The 26,007-nt window shown below is 61.9% G+C and carries 22 protein-coding genes; 10 read left to right on the top strand and 12 right to left on the bottom strand.

Annotation, left to right across the window (positions count from 1 at the left end; translation table 11 throughout):
- Positions 1-149 precede the first annotated feature (149 nt).
- From lexA to M5G26_RS07820, 7 genes are all read left to right on the top strand, one after another.
- Complete coding sequence (lexA, locus tag M5G26_RS07850; RefSeq protein ID WP_273914920.1) at positions 150-767, top strand: transcriptional repressor LexA; 618 nt, start codon at positions 150-152, stop codon at positions 765-767.
- A complete protein-coding gene (gene imuA, locus M5G26_RS07845) occupies positions 767-1,384 on the top strand; it encodes a translesion DNA synthesis-associated protein ImuA (protein WP_122600346.1) in 618 nt (205 codons plus the stop codon). Before lexA ends, imuA begins: the two co-directional genes overlap by 1 nt.
- A 7-nt stretch (positions 1,385-1,391) precedes the next feature.
- A complete protein-coding gene (locus M5G26_RS07840; RefSeq protein WP_273914919.1) occupies positions 1,392-2,807 on the top strand; it encodes a Y-family DNA polymerase in 1,416 nt (471 codons plus the stop codon).
- Positions 2,783-5,881 (top strand): error-prone DNA polymerase, encoded by a 3,099-nt coding sequence (locus M5G26_RS07835; RefSeq protein ID WP_273914918.1) that lies wholly within the window; start codon positions 2,783-2,785, stop codon positions 5,879-5,881. Before M5G26_RS07840 ends, M5G26_RS07835 begins: the two co-directional genes overlap by 25 nt.
- Before the next feature lie 261 nt (positions 5,882-6,142).
- Positions 6,143-6,829: a CsgG/HfaB family protein gene (locus tag M5G26_RS07830; RefSeq protein ID WP_161986630.1), complete on the top strand. Its 687-nt coding sequence runs from the start codon at positions 6,143-6,145 to the stop codon at positions 6,827-6,829.
- A 28-nt stretch (positions 6,830-6,857) separates the two neighbouring features.
- A complete protein-coding gene (locus M5G26_RS07825; RefSeq protein WP_134177559.1) occupies positions 6,858-7,229 on the top strand; it encodes a DUF4810 domain-containing protein in 372 nt (123 codons plus the stop codon).
- On the top strand, positions 7,226-7,885 hold the full coding sequence (locus M5G26_RS07820; protein WP_038368878.1) for a DUF799 domain-containing protein: 660 nt from the start codon (positions 7,226-7,228) through the stop codon (positions 7,883-7,885). The genes M5G26_RS07825 and M5G26_RS07820 overlap by 4 nt, the downstream gene beginning before the upstream one ends.
- A 120-nt stretch (positions 7,886-8,005) precedes the next feature.
- Here M5G26_RS07820 and M5G26_RS07815 read toward each other — a convergent pair whose 3' ends face one another.
- The 7 genes from M5G26_RS07815 to M5G26_RS07785 form a co-directional block, all read right to left on the bottom strand.
- Complete coding sequence (locus tag M5G26_RS07815; RefSeq protein WP_038368881.1) at positions 8,006-8,665, bottom strand: flavin reductase family protein; 660 nt, start codon at positions 8,663-8,665, stop codon at positions 8,006-8,008.
- Between the two features lie 11 nt (positions 8,666-8,676).
- A complete protein-coding gene (locus tag M5G26_RS07810) occupies positions 8,677-10,164 on the bottom strand; it encodes an amidohydrolase family protein (protein ID WP_273914917.1) in 1,488 nt (495 codons plus the stop codon).
- A complete protein-coding gene (locus tag M5G26_RS07805) occupies positions 10,161-11,357 on the bottom strand; it encodes an amidohydrolase family protein (protein WP_273914916.1) in 1,197 nt (398 codons plus the stop codon). The genes M5G26_RS07810 and M5G26_RS07805 overlap by 4 nt, the downstream gene beginning before the upstream one ends.
- 253 nt (positions 11,358-11,610) lie before the next feature.
- Positions 11,611-12,663, bottom strand: coding sequence for an extracellular solute-binding protein (locus M5G26_RS07800; protein ID WP_273914915.1), 1,053 nt, complete (start codon positions 12,661-12,663; stop codon positions 11,611-11,613).
- Between the two features lie 18 nt (positions 12,664-12,681).
- Positions 12,682-13,470 (bottom strand): ABC transporter permease, encoded by a 789-nt coding sequence (locus tag M5G26_RS07795; protein WP_038368894.1) that lies wholly within the window; start codon positions 13,468-13,470, stop codon positions 12,682-12,684.
- The gene (locus M5G26_RS07790) at positions 13,467-14,384 is read right to left on the bottom strand and encodes an ABC transporter permease (RefSeq protein ID WP_273914914.1); all 918 of its coding nucleotides are present in this window, start codon (positions 14,382-14,384) and stop codon (positions 13,467-13,469) included. The genes M5G26_RS07795 and M5G26_RS07790 overlap by 4 nt, the downstream gene beginning before the upstream one ends.
- Position 14,385: 1 nt before the next feature.
- Positions 14,386-15,471, bottom strand: coding sequence for an ABC transporter ATP-binding protein (locus M5G26_RS07785; RefSeq protein ID WP_134177553.1), 1,086 nt, complete (start codon positions 15,469-15,471; stop codon positions 14,386-14,388).
- Between the two features lie 140 nt (positions 15,472-15,611).
- Here M5G26_RS07785 and M5G26_RS07780 point away from each other — a divergent pair, with 140 nt between their 5' ends.
- The 3 genes from M5G26_RS07780 (at position 15,612) to M5G26_RS07770 (ending at position 21,209) form a co-directional block, all read left to right on the top strand.
- Positions 15,612-16,301, top strand: a complete 690-nt coding sequence (locus tag M5G26_RS07780; protein WP_134177552.1) for a GntR family transcriptional regulator — start codon at positions 15,612-15,614, stop codon at positions 16,299-16,301.
- Positions 16,302-16,435: 134 nt separating this feature from the next.
- Entirely contained in the window at positions 16,436-18,547 is a 2,112-nt protein-coding gene (locus M5G26_RS07775) for a hybrid sensor histidine kinase/response regulator (protein ID WP_273914913.1), read from the top strand.
- A gap of 31 nt (positions 18,548-18,578) precedes the next feature.
- Positions 18,579-21,209, top strand: a complete 2,631-nt coding sequence (locus M5G26_RS07770; protein ID WP_273914912.1) for an excinuclease ABC subunit UvrA — start codon at positions 18,579-18,581, stop codon at positions 21,207-21,209.
- Between the two features lie 222 nt (positions 21,210-21,431).
- Here M5G26_RS07770 and M5G26_RS07765 read toward each other — a convergent pair whose 3' ends face one another.
- The 5 genes from M5G26_RS07765 to M5G26_RS07745 are packed head-to-tail and all read right to left on the bottom strand — an operon-like array spanning position 21,432 to position 26,003.
- Positions 21,432-23,375, bottom strand: coding sequence for a response regulator (locus M5G26_RS07765; RefSeq protein ID WP_273914911.1), 1,944 nt, complete (start codon positions 23,373-23,375; stop codon positions 21,432-21,434).
- Positions 23,365-24,240, bottom strand: a complete 876-nt coding sequence (locus M5G26_RS07760; RefSeq protein ID WP_273914909.1) for a sensor histidine kinase — start codon at positions 24,238-24,240, stop codon at positions 23,365-23,367. Before M5G26_RS07760 ends, M5G26_RS07765 begins: the two co-directional genes overlap by 11 nt.
- A complete protein-coding gene (locus M5G26_RS07755; RefSeq protein ID WP_273915167.1) occupies positions 24,233-25,243 on the bottom strand; it encodes an ATP-binding protein in 1,011 nt (336 codons plus the stop codon). The genes M5G26_RS07760 and M5G26_RS07755 overlap by 8 nt, the downstream gene beginning before the upstream one ends.
- Positions 25,240-25,644, bottom strand: coding sequence for an anti-sigma regulatory factor (locus M5G26_RS07750; RefSeq protein ID WP_077573175.1), 405 nt, complete (start codon positions 25,642-25,644; stop codon positions 25,240-25,242). Before M5G26_RS07750 ends, M5G26_RS07755 begins: the two co-directional genes overlap by 4 nt.
- Entirely contained in the window at positions 25,641-26,003 is a 363-nt protein-coding gene (locus tag M5G26_RS07745; RefSeq protein WP_007912539.1) for an STAS domain-containing protein, read from the bottom strand. Before M5G26_RS07745 ends, M5G26_RS07750 begins: the two co-directional genes overlap by 4 nt.
- Between the last annotated feature and the right edge of the window lie 4 nt (positions 26,004-26,007).

The raw sequence follows: 26,007 nt of genomic DNA, 5'->3' as shown, positions 1-26,007 counted from the left end.
CCACGCTCTGCGTGGGAATGCCTCTAGGGACGCTCTGCGTCCAGTGACGCGGAGCGTCACGGGCTGCATTCCCACGCGGAGCGTGGGAACGATCAACGTGGGGTGGGCCGACCTGTGGCGCTTGTCAGGAAAATCCTACAGGAGTACAAATGTACTCCATGACGAACCTGACTCCCCGCCGTACCGCCATCCTGACCTTTATCCGCGATCGCATCGCCGAACACGGTCAGCCCCCAAGCCTCGCTGAAATCAGCGAGGCTTTTGGTTTTGCCTCGCGCAGCGTGGCGCGCAAGCACGTGCTCGCGCTCACCGAAGCCGGTTTTATCGAGGTCAATCCGCATCAGGCCCGCGGCATTCGCCTGCTCGGGCAACCGCCGCGCCCGGAGCTGCTCGACATCCCCGTGCTCGGCCGCGTCGCTGCCGGTGCACCGATTGGCGCCGATGCCGACATTCATAGCCGCTTGCTGCTCGACCCGGCGCTGTTCTCGCGCCCACCCGATTATATGCTGCGGGTGCAGGGCGATTCGATGATCGAGGACGGCATCCTCGATGGCGATCTGGTCGGCGTGAAGCGCAATCCCGAGGCGCTCAACGGCCAGATCGTGGTGGCGCGGCTCGACGGTGAAGTCACCATCAAACGTTTCGAACGGCTCGGCGATGAAGTGCGGTTGTTGCCGCGCAACCCGGCGTACCAGCCGATTGTCGTGCGCGACGATCAGGATCTGGCCATCGAAGGCGTGTTCTGTGGTCTGGTGAGGCAAGGCTGATGGGCGCCGTCGTTGCGTTGGACACGCTGTTCAATGGCGGCCAGGTCTGGAAGGGCCGGCCTGCGCCACCCGCTGCCAGCCCGCAACCGACCGGGCACGCTGCGCTGGACGCAGCATTGCCCAGCGGTGGCTGGCCGGAAGCGGCGCTGAGCGAAATCCTGTTGGCCGGCCCCGGTGTCGGCGAGCTGCAACTGGTCTGGCCGACGCTGGCGCGGTTGTCAGCGGCAGGCGAGCGCATTGTGCTGGTGGCGCCACCCTTCGTGCCGTACCCGCAGGCATGGGCAAATGCTGGGGTCGATTTGCGCCAGTTGTCGGTGATTCAGGCCAGCGAGCGCGATGCCTTGTGGGCGGCGGAACAATGCCTGCGTTCAGGCAGCTGCGGCGCGGTGCTGTGCTGGCCGCACAAGGCCGATGACCGTGCGTTGCGGCGTTTGCAGGTGGCGGCGGAAACCGGCCAGACCCTGGCATTTGCATGGCGCCCATTGAGCGAAGCGGTCAACCCGTCGCCAGCCGCATTGCGCATTGCCATCGACGCCAAACCTGCACAACTGCGCGTCCTCAAGTGCCGTGGCGGATTGGCGCGTACGGCGCCGATTGCCTTTGCCGTGGGTCACTGAGGTCGCCATGCGCTGGGTGTGTATTCTGTTCCCGCAATTGGCCCTCGACGCCGTGCTGCGTCAGCGCCCCGATCCCGATGAGCCGTTGGTGCTGCTCAACGGCCCGGCCCAGCGCCGCGTGCTGCAAGCGGTCAACCCGGCGGCACGCAAACTCGGTTTGCGTCCCGGCCAGTCGATGACCGCTGCGCAGGCCATGAGCAAGGGTTTTGCCACCGCCGATTACGAGGCCGCCGAGGTCGAGCACTGGCAGCAGTTTCTCGCCGCGTGGGCCTACCGTTTCAGCGCGCAGGTCAGCGTGCATTACCCGCGCACCGTGGTGTTCGAGATCGAATCCAGCCTGGGTCTGTTCGGTTCGTGGGCGCAGTTTGAAGCACGACTGCGCCAGGAACTGACCGATCTGGGTTTTCGTCATCGCATCGTTGCCGCACCGAACCCGGTGGCGGCGCGGGTGTTGGCTAACGCCTATGACGGCTTGGTGGTGCCGGACGGCGAGGCCTTGCAGCATCACCTCGGTCAGTTACCGGTCGACCGCGTCGGCCTGGAGCCAAGCGTGGCCACGGCGTTGTCGCGCATGGGCCTGCGCAATCTCAGTCAGGTGCAGAGCCTGCCGCGTCAGGCACTGGCCCGACGTTTCGAGGCGCAGATGCTCAAACACCTCGACACTCTGTTCGGTGCGCGGCCATTGGCGCTTGAGTTTTACCTGCCGCCGGATCGTTTCGACGTACGCATCGAACTGAATTTCGACGTGCAATCCCATCAGGCCTTGTTGTTCCCGTTACGGCGTTTGACCGGCGATCTGTCGGCGTTCCTTTGCGGGCGTGACAGCGGCGTGCAGCGTTTCGACCTGCATCTGGAACACGCCGGGCTGCCGGACAGCGTAATCAAAGTCGGTTTGCTCAGCGCCGAACGTGATCCGGCGATGCTGTTTGAACTGGCGCGCGGGCGGCTGGAACAGGTGCAGGTCGAGGCGCCCGTGCGTGGCTTTCGTTTGCGCGCCGAGGACCTGCCGAGCTTCGTGCCGCAGTTTCAGGAGCTGTTCGATGACCGTCCGCAACAGACCTTGCCGTGGGAGCAATTGCGCGAACGCCTGCGTGCACGCTTGGGTGATGACGCCGTGCAGGGGCTGCGTTTTCAGGCCGATCATCGTCCGGAGTGCGCGTGGCAGCATGGCGTCGACAAACAACGCTGCGCAGCTTTGCCCAGCGTGCATCGCCCGGGCTGGTTGCTCGGCGAACCGCAAAGCGTGGCGCAAGGTTCAGCGCGGATTCTCATGGGCCCGGAGCGTATCGAGTCCGGCTGGTGGGACGGTGACGATGTGCGCCGCGATTATTACCTGATCCAGAACCGCGCCGGTCAGCAGGGCTGGGCTTATCGGGCGGTGGGCGAGGGCGGTCCGTTGTGGCTGCAGGGCTGGTTTGCATGAGCGACGGTTATGCCGAACTGCACTGCCTGTCGAACTTCAGTTTTCAGCGCGGTGCGTCCAGTGCGCTGGAGCTGTTTCAACGCGCAAAAAAGCACGGTTATCAGGCACTGGCGATCACCGATGAATGCACGCTGGCCGGGATCGTCCGCGCCTGGCAAGCGGCGAAATCCGTTGAGCTGCCGCTGATCATCGGCAGTGAAGTGCGCATTGAAAATGGCCCGAAACTGGTGCTGCTGGTGGAGAACCTCGCGGGCTATCAGGCGCTGTGCGGCTTGATCACCCGTGCACGACGGCGCACGCAAAAAGGCCAGTATCAGGTGTTGCGCGAGGACTTCGACGAAGCGCTGAACGGGTTGCTGGTGTTGTGGGTGCCGGACTCGCTTGATCAGGTGGAAGAGGGCCGTTGGTTGCAGCAGACCTTCGGCCAACGCCTGTGGCTGGCGGTGCAATTGCATCGTGGGCAGGACGATCAGCAGCGGCTGGCGGCGTTGTTGCGTCTGGCCGCCGAGTTGCAGATTCCGGCGGTGGCCAGTGGCGATGTGCATATGCACGCCCGTGGTCGCCGCGCCTTGCAGGACACCATGACCGCAATCCGTCATCACGTGCCGGTAGCCGAGGCGGGGCTGCGTTTGCACCCCAATGGCGAGCGGCATTTGCGCAGCGTCGAGGTGTTGCGTGAGTTGTATCCGCAGGCCTTGCTGGATGAGTCGGTGAGACTGGCCCGGCGTTGCACGTTTGATCTGGGCGAGTTGCGTTATCAATACCCCAAAGAGTTGGTGCCCGAGGGGCACAGCGCCAGTTCCTGGCTGCGTCATCTGACCGAAGAAGGCATTGCCTGGCGCTGGCCCAAAGGCCCGCAAGCCAAAGTGCTCAAGCAGATCGACGATGAGCTGAAGCTGATCGCCGAACTCGGCTACGAAAGCTACTTCCTCACCGTACACGACGTGGTGCGTTTTGCTCGTGAGCAGAAAATCCTCTGTCAGGGCCGTGGCTCGGCGGCCAACTCGGCGGTGTGTTTTGCCTTGGGCATCACCGAGATCGATCCTGACCGCACCACACTGCTGTTCGAGCGCTTCATGTCCAAAGAGCGTAACGAGCCGCCGGACATCGACGTCGACTTCGAGCACGAACGCCGCGAAGAAGTCCTGCAATATGTGTTTCGCCGTTACGGCCGTGGTCGCGCGGCGCTGACGGCGGTGGTCAGCACCTACCACGCTGCCGGCGCCGTACGCGATGTGGCCAAGGCTCTGGGCCTGCCGCCGGATCAGATCAACGCACTGGCCGATTGTTGCGGCCACTGGAGCGATGAAACGCCGCCGCTCGAGCGCCTGCTCGAAGGCGGCTTCGACCCGGAAAGCCCGGTGTTGCGCCGGGTGCTGAGCCTGACCGGGCAACTGATCGGTTTCCCCCGGCACTTGTCGCAACATCCCGGCGGTTTCGTGATTTCCGAACAGCCGCTGGACACCTTGGTGCCGGTCGAGAACGCTGCCATGGCCGATCGTACGATCATTCAGTGGGACAAGGACGACCTCGACGCGGTCGGCCTGCTCAAGGTGGATATCCTCGCCCTCGGCATGCTCAGTGCAATCCGCCGCTGCTTCGACTTGCTGCGACGTCACCGTAATCTGGACTTGAGTCTGGCGACGATTCCGCCTGAAGACAAACCGACCTACGACATGATCAGCCGCGCCGACACCATCGGCGTGTTTCAGATCGAATCCCGCGCACAGATGTCGATGCTGCCACGTCTGAAACCGGCGAAGTTCTACGATTTGGTGATCGAGGTGGCCATCGTCCGCCCGGGGCCGATTCAGGGCGGGATGGTCCATCCGTATCTGCGCCGGCGCAATAAAGAAGAAGAGGAAACCTATCCGTCACCGGAGCTGGAAGTGGTGCTCAAACGCACCCTCGGCGTGCCGCTGTTTCAGGAACAGGTCATGCAGATCGCCATCGTCGCCGCCGACTACAGCCCCGGCGAGGCCGATCAATTACGTCGTTCGATGGCCGCGTGGAAACGCCACGGTGGATTGGAGCCGCACAAGGCACGCCTCGCCGCCGGCATGAAGAAGAATGGCTACACGCCGGAGTTCGCCGCGCAGATTTTCGAGCAGATCAAAGGTTTCGGCAGCTACGGTTTCCCCGAATCCCACGCCGCCAGTTTTGCCCTGCTGACCTACGCCAGTTGCTGGCTCAAGTGCCACGAACCGGCGGCGTTCGCCTGTGCGCTGATCAACAGTTGGCCGATGGGTTTCTACAGTCCGGACCAGATTCTCCAGGACGCACGCCGGCATCAGTTGCAGATCCGCCCGCTCGACGTGCGCGCCAGTGACTGGGATTGCAGCCTGGAAACCACCACGGTGGCGCAACCGGCGATTCGCATGGGCCTGCGCATGATCAAGGGCTTTCGCGAGGACGATGCCCGGCGCATTGAGGCGGCGCGGGCGCGCGGGGCGTTTACCGATGTCGCCGATCTGGGCGAACGGGCCGCACTCGACAGTCGGGCGCAGGCGTTGCTCGCCGATTCCGGGGCGTTGCGCGGTTTGGCCGGGCACCGGCATCGGGCGCGCTGGGAAGTCGCCGGGGTGCAGAAACAGCTGGGCCTGTTTGCCGGGTTGCCGAGCCAGGAGGAGCCGGAGGTGGAGCTGCCCAAACCCAGCGTTGGCGAGGATCTTCACGCCGATTACAGCACCGTCGGTACCACGTTGGGGCCGCATCCGCTGGCGCTGTTGCGCAGTGAACTCAAAGCGCGGCGTTGCCGCAGTTCGCAGGAGTTACTCGACGTCGAACACGGTCGCCCGGTGAGCGTCGCCGGGTTGGTGACGGGACGGCAACGACCGGGCACCGCCAGCGGTGTGACGTTTGTGACCCTGGAAGACGAGTTCGGCAACGTCAACGTGGTGGTCTGGCGCGATCTGGCCGAGCGTCAGCGGCAAGTGCTGGTCGGTTCGCAATTGCTCAAGGTCGATGGCCGCTGGGAGCGCGAAGGCGAAGTACGCCACCTGATCGCTGGCCGGCTGAGCGACCTCAGCCCGTTGCTTAATGGCATTCGCGTGCAGAGCCGCGATTTCCATTAGCGCGCCCTGATCTGATCGTTCCCACGCTCTGCGTGGTAACGCTTCCCGTGACGCTCCGCGTCACAGCGGACGCGGAGCGTCCGTGGCTGCATTCCCACGCAGAGCGTGGGAATGATCAATTCCGGAACAGCCAATTCACTGGCGTCAAAAAAACCTGTCTTCAGTGATGGCACTTTGTCATAATGCCGCCCCTTTTCAGCTCCCGACCCCATTGCCGTGCCGGGACACCCTCCGTTTTTCAAAAAGGAATACTCAGTGAGAATGATCTCCCGGATGTTGGTCTCAGGCGTCGCGATTGCTGTGCTCGGCACGATTGCCGGCACACTCGCCGGTTGCGCCACTGAAAGCTCCCGTGCATTGCCGGTGGCCAAGGTTGAAAGCGCCACACAAGTCTGGACCGGCGTTCGCGTGCCAATGGCCGTGGGCAAGTTCGACAACCGCTCCAGCTACATGCGCGGGATCTTCTCCGATGGCGTCGACCGTCTCGGCGGCCAAGCCAAGACCATCCTCATCACCCACTTGCAGCAGACCAACCGCTTCAGCGTGCTGGATCGCGACAACATGGGCGAAATCCAGCAGGAAGCGGCGATCAAGGGCCAGGCCCAGCGCTTGAAAGGCGCTGATTACGTGGTCACCGGTGACGTCACCGAGTTCGGCCGCAAAGAGACCGGCGACCACCAGTTGTTCGGCATTCTCGGCCGTGGCAAGACCCAGGTCGCCTACGCCAAGGTCAACCTGAACATCGTCAATATCAGCACCTCCGAAGTGGTCTATTCGACTCAGGGCGCCGGCGAATACGCCTTGTCCAACCGCGAAATCATCGGCTTCGGCGGCACCGCAGCCTACGACTCGACCCTCAACGGCAAAGTCCTCGATCTGGCCATGCGCGAGGCGATCAATCGTCTGGTCGATGGCATGAACGCCGGTGCCTGGAAACCGGGCAACTGATCGACACCCATTGCAAGGAGCAACATCCATGAAACTGACTTTGTCGCGCGCGCTGATGGCGCTGACGCTGGCCGCCAGCGCCTTGCTGGCCGGTTGTGCCCCCGGTCCGCAAACCCTGTACCAATGGGAAGGCTACGAACCCCAGGTTTACGAATACTTCAAAGGCGAAGAGCCGAAAGAAGCCCAGGCCGAAGCACTGGAACGTGACCTGCAGAAAATCCGCTCCACCGGCAAGGCCGTGCCGCCGGGTTACCACGCGCACCTTGGCTTGCTCTATCTGAGCATGGGTAAGGACGATCAGATGGTGCAGCAATTCAACACCGAGAAAACCCTGTTTCCCGAGTCCGGCACCTACATGGATTTCCTGCTTAAAAACGCCAAGAGCGGAGACGCGAAATGATCGCGCGCACCTTGAAACTGCTCGCCGCCGGTTTGGCCCTGACCGTGCTGGGTGGCTGCGTTGCGCCCAAGACCGTGGATTATTCGGCCTACAAACAAGCGCGGCCGAAGACCATTCTGGTGCTGCCACCGCTGAATACTTCGCCGGATGTGAAGGCGTCGTACAGTCTGTTGTCGCAGGTGACATTCCCGTTGGCCGAAGCCGGTTATTACGTGCTGCCGATTACGTTGGTGGACGAGACGTTTCGCCAGAACGGCCTGACCACCCCCGACGACATCCATCAGGCACCGGCAAACAAACTGAGGGACATCTTCGGTGCGGACGCCGCGCTGTACATCACCGTGACCGAATACGGTACGCGTTACATGGTGATCAGCAGCGAAACGGCGGTGACCGCGACGGCGAAACTGGTTGATCTGAAAAGCGGCACCACGCTGTGGACCGGTTCGGCGCGGGCGTCGAGTGAAGAGGGCGGCAACAACGGCGGTGGCGGTCTGATCGGCATGCTGATCACGGCGGCGGTAAAGCAAGTCATCAACAGCGCCACCGATGCCGGCTACCCGATTGCCGGTGTGGCGAGCAATCGTCTGCTCTCGGCCGGACACCGGGCAGGCCTGCTGTACGGCCCACGCTCGCCGAAGTACGGCACGGACTGAGTCCGGGTAATGATCGTTCCCACGCTCTGCGTGGGAACGCATCCCGTGACGCTCCGCGTCACAGTGGACGCAGAGCGTCCATGGTGGCATTCCCACGCAGAGCGTGGGAACGATCAGTCATCAACGCTCTGGCCAAAACCGTTCGCCACCGCCCGGCGCTTCCGTCCACGCTTGCAACGAGCGGGTCGGCAGGTCGAAGTAATCGCGGGTTCGCGCGTAACCATGGCCGCCCATACGGCCGATCGCATCCAGGCCCAATTGATCGATGTACAGCGTCTTCGGATCGATCAGCTCATCGCGCACATGCGCCATCAACACCTCGCCAAAAATGATCTCCCGCGACTGACCAATATTCAGTGCCATCATCCGTCGGCATTCCAGCGCGACCGGCGCTTCGCCAATGCGTGGGCATTTCACCGTGGTGCCGGCAATCGCCGTCAGGCCGGCAGCGGTCAGCTCATCGAAACCCGGCGCGAACGGCACGGCGCAAACGTTCATCGCTTCCACCAGTGCATCGCTGACGATGTTCACGGTGAACTCCTGATTCAACTGGATATTGCGCGTGGTGTCTTTCGGACTCTGGTCACCGTAGTTCTCCACGCCCAGCGCGAGAATCGGCGGGTCGGCCGACAGTGCATTGAAGAAGCTGAACGGCGCAGCATTGACGCGACCTTCGCCATCAATGGTGGTGACCAGTGCGATGGGCCGGGGCACGACGCTGCCGATCAGGATCTTGTATTTTTCCCGTGGGCTGAGCTGGCTGAAATCAAAGCTGTGCATGGCTGAAGTCTCTAAAGAAGTGGATCAATCGCGCTCAACGGCGCATCGGCGCTGTAGTCATCGGCGAACGGAATGGCCGGCTGGAACAGGGTTTTCCAGTCCGGTCGGGCAAAGGCGCGGTCGCTGTGGCTGCGCATCAGTTTTTCGTATTGGCGCTGCGCCTGGCGTTGCAGGGCGGGGTAGTCGACGCCGTTGACCTGACCGTCGTGCATCACGCAACGACCGTCGATATAACTGGCGATGCAGTCGTCGCCGCGCCCGGCCAACAGCAGGTTTTTCAGTGGTTCGAACAGCGGCCCCAGATGCAGGCCGCGCAGGCTGAACACGGTGATGTCGGCCTTGGCGCCGGGCGCCAGACGGCCAAGATCATCACGCCCCAGCGCCTTTGCACCGCCGAGGGTCGCCGCGTTGTACAGGTCGAGGCTGCTGGTCAACGCCGGGCTGCCCTCCATCAGCCGCGCAATGTTCAAACCGTGGCGCATGTTCTCCAGCAGATCCGCCGGCCAGGTGTCGGTGCCCAGCGCAAAGTTGATGCCCTTGGCCCGATAGCGACCGAACGAGTTCAGCGCCTCGCCGTCACGGGCGAACACCAACGGACAATGCACCAGACTGGCGCCGCCATCGATTACCCGCTGCAGATCGTCATCGCCAGCGCTGTAGATGCCGTGTGGCAGCAGGCTGCGCGGCGTGAGCAAGTCCAACTGTTGCAACCAGCCCAACGGCGAAGTCCCGCGCAACTGCTCGACCATCGCCACTTCACTGAGCGCCTGACAGCAATGCAGGCGCATCGGCGCATTCAGTTCGCGGCTCAGCGCCGAGGTGCGTTGCAGCAGCGCCGGGGTGCAGGTCTGAATGCGATCTGGCAGTAAGGCGCCGCGAATCAAACCGTCGTGCGCGCCGTCGAAGTCTCTGAAGAACCGTTCAGCGGCATCAAGCCCAGCCAGCCCGCGATCCTCATCCCAGTGATGGCCGAGGCTGCCGTCGGCGCGCCAGTAACTCATGCCGCTCATGTAGCAGGGGCCGAGGTACGTCCTTAAACCGAGTTCGCCCGCCACACCGGCGACAGCGGCAAATTCGTCGTAGGTTTCCGCCCACTCGCGGTAGTACATCGAGGTGATCGGCATCGCCGTGGTGATGCCGTTGCGGATCAACTGAGTGAAGGCGTAGCGGTATTTGAAGACCTCTTCTTCCGGGCTGTAAGTCTCACGCGGGCCGGCGGCCAGATATTCGGCAGACCACATGCGGCCCATGTTGCGTTCGTCGCCGTTATCCAGGGTCAACACGGTGGAGTCGAGATCGCCCAGTGCATCCAGATCGATGAAGCCGGGGCCGATCAAGGCATTGCCGTAGTCGATCCACTGGTCCACCGGTCCGGCGTAGCCGCGCCCGACAAATTCGATGCGTGAGCCGGCAAACACCACTTCGCCGTCGCGCCACAGCACATGTTGCGTGCCGTCGAAACCGACCACGCAACTGGCTTTCAGACCGAGGCGTTTCACAGACGGCTTTCCAGTAAGCGACCGCCACTGGCGATCAACTCACCAGCGCGATAGACCTGCCGCAATGGCCGCGCAACGACGGCTTCGCCAAGGGTTTCAACCGGCATCAGCAAGAAGTCTGCACGCTGACCCAGCGCGAATCCGTAGTCCTCGATGCCCAGTGCCCGGGCGCCGTTGACCGTGGCCGCATCAAACGCCGCCGCCAGTTCATCGTCCTTGGCCAGATCAAACCGAAACGCCAGCAGCATCGCCCGTTCGAGCATGTCGCCATTGCCCATCGGCGACCACGCATCGCGAATGCCGTCGGAACCCAGGCAGACATTTACGCCGGCCTCACACAACGCCAGAAACGGCGGTACTGCGGTATCGGCCGGCGCCGAACTCATCAGCGAAATCCCCACCGTCGCCAAGCGTTCTGCAACCGGTTTGACCTGACTCCACGGCAACATGCCGAGGCAATAGGCGTGGCTGATCATCACCCGGTTTTGCAGGCCGAAGCGTTCGGTGTAGTCAGCGATCAGCGCGATTTGCCACAGGCCCAGTTCACCTTTGTCATGCAGGTGAATATCCACGCCACGGCCAAACTCAGCCGCCAGTCTGAAGACGAAATCCAGCTGTGCAATCGGGTCGTTGTCGATGCCGCAGGGGTCGAGTCCACCGACGTTTTCCACGCCCAGCGCCATCGCTTCGCGCATCAGTTCGGCGGTGCCGGGGCGGCTGATCAGCCCGGTTTGCGGGAAGACCACCAGTTGCAGGTCGATCAGGTCCTGGTAGCGTTCGCGCAATTGCTGCATGGCTTCGACGTGGCGCAGGCCAAATTCCGGGTCGATGTCGACGTGGCAGCGCATCGTCAGCGAGCCACGGGCGATGCAGTTCTCCAGCAGCGCACCGGCGCGTTCGGCGATGGGGGCTGTTACTTCGCGCAGGATGCGGCGTTCGTTGCTGATGTAGTCCTTGAGCGTCGGGCCGGCGCTGTTCGGGCGCCAGGGTTGGCCGTAGAGGGTTTTGTCGAGGTGGACGTGGCTTTCGACCAAGGCGCTGGTGAGCAGTTGGTTGTGGCCATCAATGTCGCTGGCGGCCAGCGGCGTGTTGGTGGCCGGGCGGCGCTGGGCGAACCGGCCGTTGTCGATCAGCAGGTCTTCGGCGGGGGCGCCGTAGGGGCGTACGTTGCGGAGCCAGTGTGGCTGGGTCATACAAACCTCATGGGTCTTTGAATTTTTTTCCCTCACCCTAGCCCTCTCCCGGAGGGAGAGGGGACCGAATGGGGGATATTGAAGATGTACACCGACCTGAAAGTCTGCCTGTGAATCCAAAGTCGACTGGTTTGAAAGCTCAGCTGTGAATCCATAATCGACTCGGTTCATCAGGTCGGTGTAGATCGCAAGACACCTCGGTCAGTCCCCTCTACCCCTGGGAGAGGGCTAGGGTGAGGGCAGCGGTCTCGGATCAACCCTTGAGCTTCGACCAGATCCGGTCCTGCAGCTCCCGTGCCTTGTTGCTGCATTCCTTCTCCGGGCGCAAACGCGAGGCGTACTCCTCAGGCATGTTGATCGCATCCATCACCTTCCACTTCGGATCCAGCAACGAATCGCTCTGAATCCCGTTGGCATAAGCAATGGCGTTGGACACGGCGGCGGCGTTCTCCGGCTTCATCATCCAGTCGATAAAGATTTTCGCGTTACCCGGATGCGGTGCGCTTTTCGGCACGGCGAAGTTGTCCTGGAACATCGCCACGCCTTCACGCGGATAGACGTATTTGATCGTGCTCTTCTGCAAGGTCGCCCGCGCTGTAGAGCCGTTCCAGTTCTGCATCATGATTACCTCGCCCGAAGCCATACGGTCGACGGTGTTGTCCGAGCTGTACATCTTCAAAAACGGTTTCTGCTTTTGCAGCAATTCCAGAATGCGCTTGGCGTCCTGCGGGTTTTCGCTGCACTCGTCGACGTTCAGATAATGGCTGGCGGCGTTGATCACGCTGCTCGAGGTATCGAGGGCGGCGAGCTGGCCTTGCAGCTCTTTGCGCGGTTCGAAGAACTCTTTCCACGAGTCGTCCAGTTTGCCGCCCGGCACCCGCGCGCTGTCGTAGGAGAAGCCGGTAGTGCCCCACAGGTACGGCGCCGAGAACTTGCGTCCCGGGTCGAAACCCGGATCGCGAAACGGCCCTTTGACGTACTGGAAATTGCTCAGGCTCGGCGCGTCGATTTCCATCAGCAGGTCCTGTTTGATCAGCGTCTGCATGATCGACTGCGACGGCACGATCACGTCATACGCCGCGCCGCCAGCCTGCAATTTGGCGAGCAGGGTTTCGTTGCTGTCGTAACCGTCCATGGTCACCTTGATGCCGGTTTCCTTCTCGAACCTGGCCAGCAGATCGACCGGGTAGTAATCGGTCCAGTTGTAGAAAAACAGCTCTTTGGGCTCTGCGGCATGAGCGCCGAACGCGGTGAAACAACTCAGGGCCAGACCGGATACTGCCAAACGCATATTTTTGATTTTCATAAACGGAGCGCTCCAGATTTATTGTTGTTTACCGCGTTGGCCCAGCCAGAAGGCCAGCACCACCAGGACAATCGAGATCAGCAGCATCAGCGTCGAGATCGCATTGATCTCCGGCGTCACGCCGGCCTTGATCGCCGAGAAGATGTACACCGGCAACGTCGTCGAACCGGGGCCAGCGACGAAGAACGTCATGATGAAATCGTCGAGGCTGACCACGAATGCCAGCACCGCACCGGACAACACCGCCGGCCACAGCAGCGGCAAGGTCACGCGGCGAAACACCTGCCATGGATTGGCGTACAGGTCGTTGGCCGCTTCCAGCAGACTCTTGTCGAGATCGTTGAGCCGCGCACGGATCGGCAGATAAGCGAAAGGAATGCAGAAGCCGATGTGCGCGACGATCACCGTCAGCAAACCGAGCTTGATCCCCAGCGCCATAAACAGCAGCAACGTCGCCACCGCCGTGACAATCTCCGGCAGGATCAGCGGCAGGTTGATTCCGCCCTCGACCATTTTCTGCCCGTAGAACGGCCGGTAAGTCGCCAACGCCGCGAGCAGGGCAATCGCCGTGGCGCAGACCGTGGCAATGGTTGCGACGATTATCGAATTCAGCGCCGCCGTCTGAATCGACGGGTTGGCCAGAATCCGCCCGTACCAGGCGAACGAAAACTCGGTCCACACCGTCGCCGAGCGGTTAGCGTTGAAGCTGTAGGCGATCAACACGAAGATCGGCAGGTACAGATAGGCGAGGATCAGCAGGCTGATTTCGCGCGTCGCCGGGAGTTTTTTCAGGTGCAGGGAAATCATGCTGTCGCCCCCCGATTAATGGTCTTCGCCGCATGGCGGCTGTACAGCGCATAGAGCACCAGCGACACCAGCAGAATCGCCAGCAACAGGAACGACAGCGAACTGCCCAGCGGCCAGTTGCGCGCGGTGCCGAACTGTTGCTGGATCAGGTTGCCGATCATCAGCGTCTTGCCGCCGCCGAGAATCGCCGGGGTAATGAAAGCGCCGAGGCTTGGCACGAACACCAGCAACGCACCGGCAATTACGCCCGGCATCGACAGCGGCAGAATGATCCGGCGCAAGGCGTGCCAGCGATTCGCACCCAGGTCATAGGCAGCCTCAACCAGACGCCAGTCGAGTTTTTCCAGGGTCGAGTAGATCGGCAGAATCATGAACGGCAGAAAGCTGTAGACCAGACCGACACTCACCGCGAAATCGTTGTAGAGCAGGGTGATGCCGCCGGCACTCGGCAACAGCGCGTTAAGGCTTTGCGCGATCCAGCCGTGTTCACGCAGGATGATCAGCCACGCGTAGTTGCGGATCAGCAGGTTGGTCCAGAACGGAATGGTGATCAGCAAGACCATCAGGTTGCGTCGGCGTGGGGTCAGGCTCGACATCCACAACGCCACCGGAAAACCGAACAGAAAGCACAACACGGTGGTGCCGCCGGCCTGCATCACCGAGCGCAACAGCGCCTGGGCATAGACCCAGTTCAGTTCCAGTTCACCGTCGAAACCTTCCTGGAAAAACAGCTGCACGTAGCTGTGCAGTTGCCATTGCGCTTGCCAGTCGACACCGCCATAAGTGTTGCGCGGCAGCAGACTGATGTAGCCCATGATCCCCAGCGGAATGGCGATCAGGGCGAGCAGGGTCAACACCACCGGGCTGAGCAACAGCGCGCGGTTGAGGGCAGGGGAAGTGCTGCTGACGCTCATCTCAGGCCTCCATCAACAGGCAGGCGTGGGGCGGCAGGTGCACGGCGATGCGTTCGCCAACCGCACGGCTCTGGTTCAGGCCTTCGTTGTTTTCGCGCAGCATGACTTTGATGTCGTTGTTCAAACGGCACTGGTACAGGGTTGCGGTGCCGACATAGAGCACCGCTTCGATGACCCCGCGCAGGTGATGCGGCTGGCTGGCATCAACCAGTTGCGAGCGTTCCGGACGAAACGCCAGTTGCACGCTGCTGCCATTGAAAGCCTGCGGCTGGCAGGCAATCTCGACCGGCATGCCGTTGGGCACGAAGAGCTTTTCGTTGTGCTCGCCGTGTTTGAGTTGGCCGGGGAGGAAGTTGATGTCGCCGATAAACTGCGCGACAAAATGATGTTTCGGATGTTCGTAGATATCGGTTGGCGTGCCGATCTGCAGGATCTTGCCGGCCGACATCACGGCAATGCGGTCGGACAAGGTCAGCGCTTCTTCCTGGTCGTGGGTGACGAAAATGAACGTGATGCCGGCTTCTTTCTGCACGCGCTTGAGTTCAACCTGCATTTCCTTGCGCAGCTTGAGATCGAGCGCTGACAGCGGTTCGTCGAGCAGCAGGACTTTCGGTTTCGGCGCCAAGGCCCGGGCCAGAGCCACGCGCTGTTGTTGGCCGCCGGACAATTGCGCCGGTTTGCGCCCGGCCAGGTGCTCCATTTGCACCAGCGCGAGCATTTCGTTGACCCGCTGCGGGATCAACTTGCGCTCAAGACCCTGCATCTCGAGGCCGAAGGCGATATTCTGCGCGACACTCATGTGCGGAAACAGCGCGTAACTCTGGAACACCGTGTTGACCCGACGCTTGAATGGCGGCAAATCGTTGACCGGTTCGCCGGCCAGACGAATCTCGCCTTCACTGACGTGTTCGAAGCCGGCGATGGTGCGCAGCAAGGTGGTTTTGCCGCAGCCAGAGGGGCCGAGCAGCGTGAAGAATTCGTTGTCGGCGATGTTTACCGAAACATTGTCGAGGGCCGGCGCGAGGCCTGGGTCCTCGGAGTACCGCTTGGAGACGTTGCGCACTTCAATTGCTATTGGTTGACCCATAATGGTGCAATCCTCTATTTATTGTATGCAATATCTGAATGCAATTTAGAAATACCCGGATTAATCTGCGTGTGCAACCCCCTTTTTCCATGGCCAGGCATCGCCAGGGGCTGGTTGCCCGACGCTAAAGGAGTGTTCGAATGACCGAGAAGAAACTGGAGACCACGGTCGACCGCGTCTACCAAGGGGTTTACGAGGCGATCAGCAAGCGTTCGTTGCGCCCGGGGATGAAGCTGGGCGAGGCCTCGTTGGCCGAATTATTTAATGTCAGCCGCACGTCGGTGCGTGCGGCATTGAAGCAATTGGAGGCCGATGGACTGGTCACCACCGAGCCCAACAAAGGGGCATCGGTCTCGTTGCCAAGCAATGAAGAGATCCGTTCGCTGTTCGAAACCCGCCGCCTTATCGAGATCGGCATTGTTACCGAACTGTGCCGGCGCAAGGACAGCGCCGCGATGCAGGATCTGCGCGAACACCTGCTGCTGGAAGATCAAGCCCATGCGGCGGGCGATCATGAACGCTTGATTCATCTGCTCGGCGAGTTCCACATCAAACTGGCGCGCAGCCTGAACAACCCGGTGCTGCTCGACTGGTTCCAGAAGCTGATATCCCGTGCCTCGTTGTACGCCGCCGCGCTGGACGACGACAGCCACGAAGCCTGCCGCGATGACGAACATCTGCGTTTGCTCGAGTACATCGAGGCCGGCAATCAAAGCGCTGCCATCGAGTTGACCTGCATGCATTTGAACGGTATCGAGAAGGCCATTCTGGACGTCGCCGCGAAGATGAAAACTGGCTACCATCCGCTCAAGCACCTGATCGGGGTCTAGGCTCCGGGCAGGGATGAAATCGGCTATACCTCTAATGAAACCAATACGACTGCAGACGCTCGAAACAGACGGGCGTCGCGTCGTTCTGGCGTCGCGATTTATCGGGCAACCACCTAAGGGCACTGAGTCAGTCGATGCAGTTTTTATCCGATAGCCATGGTTGTGAGGGCTGGAAAGGCGAAATGGCCGGGCGCATCAGTGCGTTCGACTGGAGCCACACCGAACTCGGCCCGCTGAACAGCTGGCCGGCCAGCCTGTGCAGCGCGGTGCAACTGATGCTGGCCTCGCCGCTGCCGATGGTCATGCTCTGGGGGCGCGCCGGCTACATGATCTACAACGATGCCTATTCGATATTTGCCGGTGGTCGCCATCCGTATCTGCTCGGTTCGCCGGTGGAGTTGGGTTGGCCGGAGGTCGCCGAATTCAACCGGCATGTGGTCGACACCTGCCTGGCCGGTGGCACCTTGTCGTTTCGCAATAAAGAGCTGGTGTTGTTGCGCGATGGCGTCCCCGAAGACGTCTGGATGGATCTGTATTACAGCCCGGTGGCCAATGATGACGGCAAGCCGGCCGGGGTCATGGCGATGGTGGTGGAAACCACCGAGTTCGTGCACTCCGAACGCCGGCGTCAGGCGGCGGAACAAGCCTACCGGGCCGATAATGAGCGGGTCCGTCTGGCGTTGAATGCCGGGGCCTTGCTTGGCTCGTTTGTCTGGGACGTGAAAAACAACACGCTCTCGGCAGACGAGCGTTTCGCCCGCACGTTCTCTTATCCGCCGGATCATGACCTGAGCAATCTGGCCCAGGATATTGCCGAGTCGCGCATCCATCCCGATGACCACGCCTGGGTACAAGAGCGCATCGCCCATTCCGTGCAGACCGGCGAGCCGTATAACGCTGAATACCGCGTCCGGCGCAGCGACGGCAGTTATCTGTGGGTGCTGGCCAGCGGCGGTTGCGAGTTCGACGAGCACGGCAAGCCGTTGCGCTTTCCCGGCGTGCTGATCGACATTCATGAGCGCAAGATTGCCGAAGAATCCCTGCTCAAATTTACCCGCAACCTCGAACAGCGCGTGGGCGAAGAGGTTGAGGCGCGGCTGGCGGCTGAAGAGCAGTTGCGCCAGTCGCAGAAACTCGAAGCGATTGGCGGGCTGACCGGCGGTGTCGCTCACGACTTCAATAATCTGCTGCAAGTGATCGCCGGCAATCTGCATTTGCTCGCGCGCCACGAACCGAACAATGCCAACGTGCAACGCCGGGTCAGTGCCTCGCTGGCGGCGGTCGAGCGCGGCGCCAAGCTGTCCTCGCAATTGCTTGCGTTTGCCCGGCGCCAGCCGTTGTCGCCGGCAGTGTGCAATCCGCGGCAGATCTTCGAAGGTGTCGGCGAATTGCTGCAGCGAGCGCTGGGCGAAACCATTCAGATCGATGTGCAGCTGCCGCAGCAACCGTGGCATATCAACGTCGACCGCAACCAGTTGGAAAACGCCATTCTCAATCTGGCGATCAACGCTCGCGATGCGATGAAGGGCGAGGGCACCATTGCGCTCAGCGCTGCCAACGTGCGCCTCGATCGCGAGTTCTGCGCCGGTAAAGGCATCGTCCCCGGCGAGTTTGTCCGCGTTGCCGTCAGTGACACCGGCGCCGGCATTGCGCCGGGCATTCTCGAGCAAGTGTTCGAACCGTTTTTCACCACCAAGGCCGACGGCCAGGGCACCGGGCTGGGCCTGAGCATGGTGTTCGGTTTCGTCAAACAGAGCGGTGGCCACGTCGAGATCGTCAGTACCGTTGGCGAGGGCACGCGGGTGCAATTGTATTTTCCGCGCAGCTTGCGACCGATCCTTGACGAGTCACCCAATCTGCAACGGCAGCAGAGTGGCGGCCACGAGACGATTCTGGTGGTCGAAGACAACGACGCGGTGCGCGCCTCGTCGGTCGAGTTGTTGCGCGAGGAGGGTTACCGCGTGTTGACCGCCGGCCACGGCGATGCGGCCATGCAAATGCTCCTCGAAGGCGTCGCGGTCGACCTGATCTTCACTGACGTGGTCATGCCCGGGCTGATCAAAAGCTCCGACCTGTTCGCCTGGGCCAAGGTGCAGACGCCACCGGTGGCGGTGCTGTTCACCTCCGGGCACACCCGCGACATCATTTCGCGCAATCACCAGTTAAGCCCCGACACGCACTTGCTTGGCAAACCGTATAGCCCGGAAGCCATGTTGCAGATGATTCGGGTGGTGCTCGGTAGCTGAGCGTTGAACATTCCTTCACCAAGGCAGGTCGATGACTTCCAAACGCACCTCCAAAGCGCCCACCGGCATGGTCCGGGTGCGCGGCGCCCGTGAACATAACCTGAAAAACGTCGATGTCGACATTCCACGCGATGCCTTGGTGGTGTTCACTGGGGTGTCTGGCTCGGGCAAGTCGTCGCTGGCGTTTTCGACCTTGTATGCCGAAGCCCAGCGCCGCTACTTCGAATCGGTGGCGCCCTATGCGCGACGACTGATCGATCAGGTTGGCGTGCCGGATGTCGACTCGATTGAAGGCTTGCCGCCGGCCGTGGCCCTGCAACAGCAGCGTGGCACGCCGAGTACGCGCTCGTCGGTGGGTAGCGTGACGACGTTGTCGAGCCTGATTCGCATGCTTTATTCGCGCGCCGGCAGTTATCCGCCGGGGCAGCCGATGTTGTATGCCGAGGACTTTTCGCCGAACACGCCGCAGGGTGCATGCCCCGAATGCCATGGTCTTGGTCGGGTCTATGAAGTCACCGAAGCACTGATGGTGCCCGATCCCAACCTGACCATCCGCCAGCGCGCCGTGGCGTCCTGGCCGCTGGCGTGGCAGGGGCAGAACCTGCGCGACATCCTCGTGACCATGGGTATCGACGTCGACATCCCGTGGAAAAAACTGCCGAAAAAGCAGCGCGACTGGATTCTCTTCACCGAAGAAACCCCGACCGTGCCCGTGTACGCCGGGCTGTCCCCGGAAGAAACCCGCGTCGCCCTCAAACGCAAAATGGAACCGAGTTATCAGGGCACGTTCACCGGAGCCCGACGCTATATCCTGCACACGTTTACGCATTCGCAAAGTGCGCTGATGAAGAAGCGCGTCTCGCAATTCATGCTCGGCAGCCCGTGCCCGTTGTGTGACGGCAAACGCTTGAAGCGTGAGGCGTTGTCCGTGACGTTTGCCGGGTATGACATTGGCGAGTTGTCGCAGATGCCGTTGCTGCAAGTGGCCGAGGTGTTGCGGCCGGTGGCGGCCGCCAGTTATCTGCAGCAGGCTGAAGAAAACGGCGAGACCTTGAGCCACGCGCAAACCCGCGAGGCCCGCCAGCAGCGCGTGGCCCACGGCGCCAGCGGGCATGGCAGTGCGCCGGATGTACGGCATACGCCGAACCTGTCGCTGGAAAAACGTTTGGCGGCGCAGCGTATTGCCGAGGATCTGCTGGAGCGCGTCAGCACCCTGACCGATCTGGGTCTCGGTTATCTGGCGCTGGAGCGCAGCACGCCAACGCTGTCGTCCGGTGAGTTGCAGCGTTTGCGCCTGGCGACACAATTGGGTTCGCAGTTGTTCGGGGTGATTTACGTGCTCGACGAACCTTCCGCCGGTTTGCATCCGGCCGATGGCGAAGCGTTGTTCGAAGCCTTGCAGCGCTTGAAGGCCGACGGCAACACGCTGTTTGTGGTCGAGCATGACCTGGAAACCATGCGCCGCGCCGACTGGCTGATCGATGTCGGCCCGGCAGCGGGCGAGCAGGGTGGGCAGGTGCTGTACAGCGGCCCGCCGGCAGGTCTGGCCGCGATCGAAGCGTCGCAGACGCGGGCTTATCTGTTTGCCGAGTCGCAGCGCCAGACACGCGTTGCGCGCAAGCCGACGGCGTGGCTGAAACTCGACGGGATCACTCGCAATAACCTGAATAATCTCAGTGCCGAATTCCCGCTGGGCTGCTTCACCTCGGTGACGGGAGTGTCCGGTTCCGGCAAGTCGAGTCTGGTCAGTCAGGCCTTGCTGGAACTGGTCGGCGCGCAGTTGGGGCGTCCGACGGTGGACAGCGAGCCTGAAGAACTCAGCCTCGAAGACGACGCCCCGCAGGTCAGCAGCGGCCAGGTCACGTCGGGGCTGGAGTCGATCAAACGCCTGGTGCAAGTCGACCAGAAGCCCATCGGCCGCACGCCACGCTCGAATCTGGCGACCTACACCGGGCTGTTCGATAACGTGCGCAAGCTCTACGCCGCGACCGACGCTGCTCGGGCCGCAGGTTATGACGCCGGGCAGTTTTCTTTCAACGTTGCCAAGGGCCGTTGCGCGACGTGCGAGGGTGAAGGCTTTGTCAGCGTCGAGTTATTGTTTATGCCCAGCGTTTATGCGCCGTGCCCGACCTGCCATGGCGCGCGCTACAACCCGCAGACCCTGGCGATTCTCTGGGAGGGTTTGAGCATCGCCCAGGTGCTGCAATTGACCGTCGAGGAAGCGGTGGCAGTGTTTGCCGAGCAACCGGGGATCCGCCGTTCGCTGGAGGTTTTGCGCGATATCGGCCTCGGTTATCTACGTCTGGGCCAACCCGCCACGGAGCTGTCCGGTGGCGAAGCGCAGCGGATCAAACTGGCCACCGAATTGCAACGCAGCCAGCGCGGCGCGACCTTGTACGTGCTGGACGAACCGACCACCGGGCTGCATCCGCGCGATGTCGATCGGCTGCTGGAGCAACTGGATACGCTGGTCACGGCGGGGCACACGGTGATCGTGGTCGAACACGAAATGCGCGTGGTAGCGCAGAGTGACTGGGTGATCGACATCGGGCCGGGGGCGGGGGATCAGGGCGGCAGGATTGTCGTGGCGGGCACGCCGCAGAAGGTTGCGGCGAGCAAGAAGAGCAAGACTGCGCCGTTTCTGGCTCGGGCCCTGAATTAATAGATGCGGTGCTGCCACTGGCCTCATCGCTGGCAAGCCAGCTCCCACAGTTTTTTGCGGTGAATTCGAAGTATGGGTCCACCACAAGACCCCTGTGGGAGCGAGCCTGCTCGCGATAGCGGGGTGTCAGCCACAGATGAATTGCCTGACCTGACGCCATCGCGAGCAGGCTCACTCCTACAGGGGATCTGTGTTCGACATCAGTACCTGTGGGTCCTGCAGTCAGGCACCATCGAGGGTGCGGCGAACCTTGTCGAGCAACTCACTGATCTGAAACGGCTTGACCAGCATGTCCATCCCGCTGCCCAGAAACACCTGACGATTGATCGCCGTCTCCGCATACCCGGTCATGAACAGAATCGGCAATCCCTCACGCCAGCCCCGCGCCACATCCGCCAATTCACGACCGCTCATGCGCGGCAGGCCAACGTCGGTCAGCAACAGGTTGATCGACGGATCATTCTGCAACCGCTCCAGCGCCGTTTCGATATCCGCTGCCTGGGTGCAGCGATAACCGGCGTCCTCCAGCACTTCGGTGACAAACATGCGCACCGACGGCATGTCCTCGACAATCAGTACATGCTCACCGCTGCCTTGCGGATCGACCACGGGAGCAGGGATATCGGCACCCGTCGGGTCGGTGCTGGCCGGCAACATGATGGTCACTTCGGTGCCGCGCCGCGCGACGCTACGGATGTGTGCATCGCCACCCGACTGGCGGGCAAAGCCGTAGATCGTCGACAGGCCCAGCCCCGTGCCTTGGCCCAACGGTTTGGTGGTGAAAAACGGATCGAAGACTTTGTCGATGACGTTGTGCTCGATCCCTGTGCCGTCGTCGCGCACCGACAGCGCCACGTAGGCGCCATCGGCCATATTCGGATCACCGTGGGAGTAGGCGGCGTAAGTGTTGACCCAGATATTGCCGCCCGCCGGCAGCGCATCGCGGGCGTTGATTACCAGGTTCAACACCGCGCTTTCCAGCTGCACCGGGTCGACCAGCGCGATCGCCGGTTTGCTGGTCAATTCAAGCTTGAGGGTGATTCGCTCACCGATGGTGCGTCCCAGCAACTCTTCCAGCGAACGGACTTGCTCGTTGATGTCGACCGGCCGTGTATCCAGTGGTTGCTGACGGGCAAACGCCAGCAAACGGTGGGTGAGGGACGCAGCGCTCATCGCTGAGTTCAGCGCCGCTTCGGAATAAAACTGCACCTTGTCCAGACGCCCATCGACCACGCGTTTCTGGATCAGCTCGAGGCTGGTGATGATTCCGGTCAACAGGTTGTTGAAGTCATGGGCGATACCGCCGGTGAGTTTGCCCAGTGCGTCCATCTTCTGCACCTGCAGCAACTGCGCTTCGGCACGCACGCGTTCGGCGACTTCCTTGGCCAGTTGCGTGGTGGTGTCATCCAGACGCGCCAGATGCGAGCGCTCGCGGTGACGGTGCTCGGTAACGTCCTCAACGAAGACCAGACTCAGTTCGGGCGTGCGGTACGGGGAAATCTGCCACTCGGTCTCGCGAATCTCGCCCTGCACACGCATGTTCAGCGTGCCTTTCCAGCGCTCGCCATCGACCAGACGCAAGCGCAGTTCATTGAGGATCGCGCTCTGATCCTCGGCGAAACATTCGCGCAAGGCTTGCGGATCCCGATTGTCGAGAATCAGTTGCGCGAAGGCATGGTTGCACTCATGCACCTTGAGGCTGGCATCGAGCACCGCGATCGGTGCGGAGACGTTGACGAAAATCTCGCGAAACCGCGCTTCACTTTCGCGCAGGGCATTTTCCGTGTCGCGCACTCGCAGCAACGTGCGCAGGGTGGCCAGCAGCACGTCCGGGTCAACCGGGTGAATCAGGTAGGCATCGGCACCAGCGTCGAGGCCGGTGATGATGTCGCCGGTCTGGATCGACGCGGCGGACACATGGATCACCGGCAGCAGTGCAGTGCGCGCATCAGCGCGTAGAATGCGCACGATGTCGAAACCGCTCATGTCCGGCAGATTGACGTCGAGGATCAGTGCGTCGAGCACTTCACTTTCGATCAGCGCCAGCCCCTCGCCGCCGGTGCCGGCCTCCAGCACCTCGTAGCCGTGGCGCTCCAGCCGCCGGCGCAGGGCGTAGCGGGTGGCGACGTTGTCGTCGACGATCAACAGGCGGATGTCACGTTTCATCGACGTTCTCCAGAGCGATCGCCAGCGGAATGATCACGAAGAAGGTCGAGCCGACCCCTGGCGTGCTTTCCAGCCCGACTTCACCGCCGAGCAGGGCGGCGAAGCGTTTACACAGCGACAGGCCCAGTCCGGTGCCGCGCAGACGTTTCTGCAACGGCGAGTCGACCTGGGAAAAGTCTTCGAACAATGCGCCATGCAGCTCGGCAGCGATACCTATTCCGGTGTCACTGACGGCGAAGCGCACCTTGTCCGCCCCTTCGAGCCGCGCGGAAACCCGCACTTCGCCACGGGTGGTGAACTTCAGCGAGTTGGAAATGAAGTTGCGCAGGATCTGCGCGAGTTTCTTGTCGTCGGTGTACAGGCGCGGCAAGCCGACCGGTTCTTCGAAGATCAGATCGACCGCAGTAGCATCGACAATCGGCCGGAACATCCCGCGCAGGGCGGAGAACAGGTCGAACATGTCGAACCACGCCGGGGAAATGCTGATGCGTCCGGCCTCGATCTTCGCCAGATCGAGCAGGTCATCGACCATGTCGCTGAGTTCGCGGGCGGCGGTGCTGACGAAAGCTACCTGTTTGTGTTGCTCGGGACTGAGCGGGCCGTCGAGTTCGTCGGCGAGCAGGCTGTTGATACTCAGGATCGAACCCAGTGGCGTGCGGAACTCATGGCTCATGTACGACAGGAAACGGCTTTTCAAGTCCGAGGCCTGGCGCAATTCCTCAGCCTGTATGTCGAGTTCGGCGTACAGGGCCAGCACGCCTTGGTTGGTTTCATCGAGTTCTTCGCGCAGGGCTGCGGTTTCGCTCTGCAACTGGGCGATCAGCGCGGCCTGTTCGGCACTGCTCAGAATCGGCGACTCAGCCATGGGCGGCCTCCAGGGCAACGACCAGTACCGTTACATCGTCGCGCCCGCGACAGAAATCGCGGTGCAGGACGGCGGCTATCACGGCGGGATGGCGGTGCACCAGACCGGGGTAGTCTTGAAGATTCCAACGGGACTGCAAGCCGTCGCTGTACATGATCAATAGATGTCCGTTCACGTGAGCATAGTCAAAGGGTCGGGCTTTCCGGTATTGCACGCCGACAATGCCCGGGTGCGAGGCCAGTCCGCGGGATTTGTCGGCGTTGATCAGGCTGGCGCCGATGTTACCGACGCCGGCAAAGGTCAGGCTGTCGCGCCGCGCATCGAACCGGGCAAACGCGACAGCGCCGCCGCGAGTACCGATCATGTCGCGGTGCAGGTCTTCCATCAGCATGACCGGTTCGGCAAACGGCGTCAGGGCGAAGGTTTGCGCTCCGGCCCGCCCGGCGCGTTCGGCTTCTTCTCCATGACCGAGGCCGTCGATGATCAGCGCGCTGACGCTGCCGTTGTCATACGCCAGGTGCCAGACATCGCCGCAGGCCGGATCGTTGTGCAGCGAGTGCTGGCTGACTCCAAAATGCATGTCCGGTTCGCGATCCGAGCGTGGATAAAACCGGGCCAGTAACACCGCGCCACGGGCATCCGCGTACACATCAAACACTTCTGCCTGGCGTGATATCGAGCCGAGACCAATGCCTTGGGTGCCTCCGGTGGAGAACCCATCGGCCAGACAGGCCTCCAGATCAAAGCCCTGCGCACGGTCGATGGCGAGCAGTTCAATGCCAAAACCATTGGCGCGCGGCAACACCCGCAGGTGCATTTCACCGTGGCTGGCGTGCTTGAGCACGTTACTCGCCAACTCCGTAGCCACAAGTGCCACGCGTCCGGCATCGCGCTCGTCAAAGCCATGTTGTTCGGCCAGTTGTTGCGCCGTGCGCCGTGCGTGGCCGACCTGGCTGCTGTCCTCGATCAGTAAAACCTGGGTCATCGACCCGCTGATATTCATGTCCATCGGGTAATCGTTATTCGTGTGCCCTTGCCAGGCTCTGTTTCAAGTTCGAACTCTTCGACCAGGCGCTTCGCCCCGGTCAGGCCCAGGCCCATGCCGCTGCCGGAGGTCCAGCCGTCGGTCATCGCCAGTTTCAGGTCGGGAATGCCCGGGCCTTCGTCGCGAAAGGTCAAGCGCAGACCGACCTTGTGATCCTCATCGAGGATCTGCCAGTCCATGTCGCCGCCGCCACCGTAAACCATGGTGTTACGCGCCAGTTCGCTGACCGCCGTGACCATTTTCGTCAGGTCGATCAGGCGCATCCCGCATTCGGTGGCCAGTTTGCGTGCGGTCTGGCGCGCGAGCACGACATCCTGCTCGATGTGGATGGGTTGAGTACCGCTGCTGCGTACGGTCATTGCCTGTCTACTCGTTCCTGCAGCAGCTTCATTCCGCGCTCGACGTTCAATGCCGTGCTGACACCGGGCAGGGTCAGGCCGAGTTCGACCAGGGTGATCGCCACGGCCGGCTGCATGCCGACCAGCATGGTTTCGGCGTCCATGATTTTCGACAGGCCGGAGATCGTGCTGATCATCCGGCCAATGAACGAGTCGACCATGTCCAGTGCCGAGATGTCGATCAGCACACCCCGCGCCGAGGTCTTGCTGATGCGCTCGGACAAGTCGTCCTGCAAGGTGAGGGCGAGCTGGTCATGCATGTCGACCTGAATGGTCACCAGCAGGAACTTGCCCATCTGGAGAATCGGGATTCTTTCCATGGGT

It is taken from the genome of Pseudomonas sp. TNT2022 ID642 (genome assembly GCF_028656995.1).
Taxonomy (GTDB): domain Bacteria; phylum Pseudomonadota; class Gammaproteobacteria; order Pseudomonadales; family Pseudomonadaceae; genus Aquipseudomonas.
This window is presented reverse-complemented; position numbering and strand designations above follow the sequence as displayed.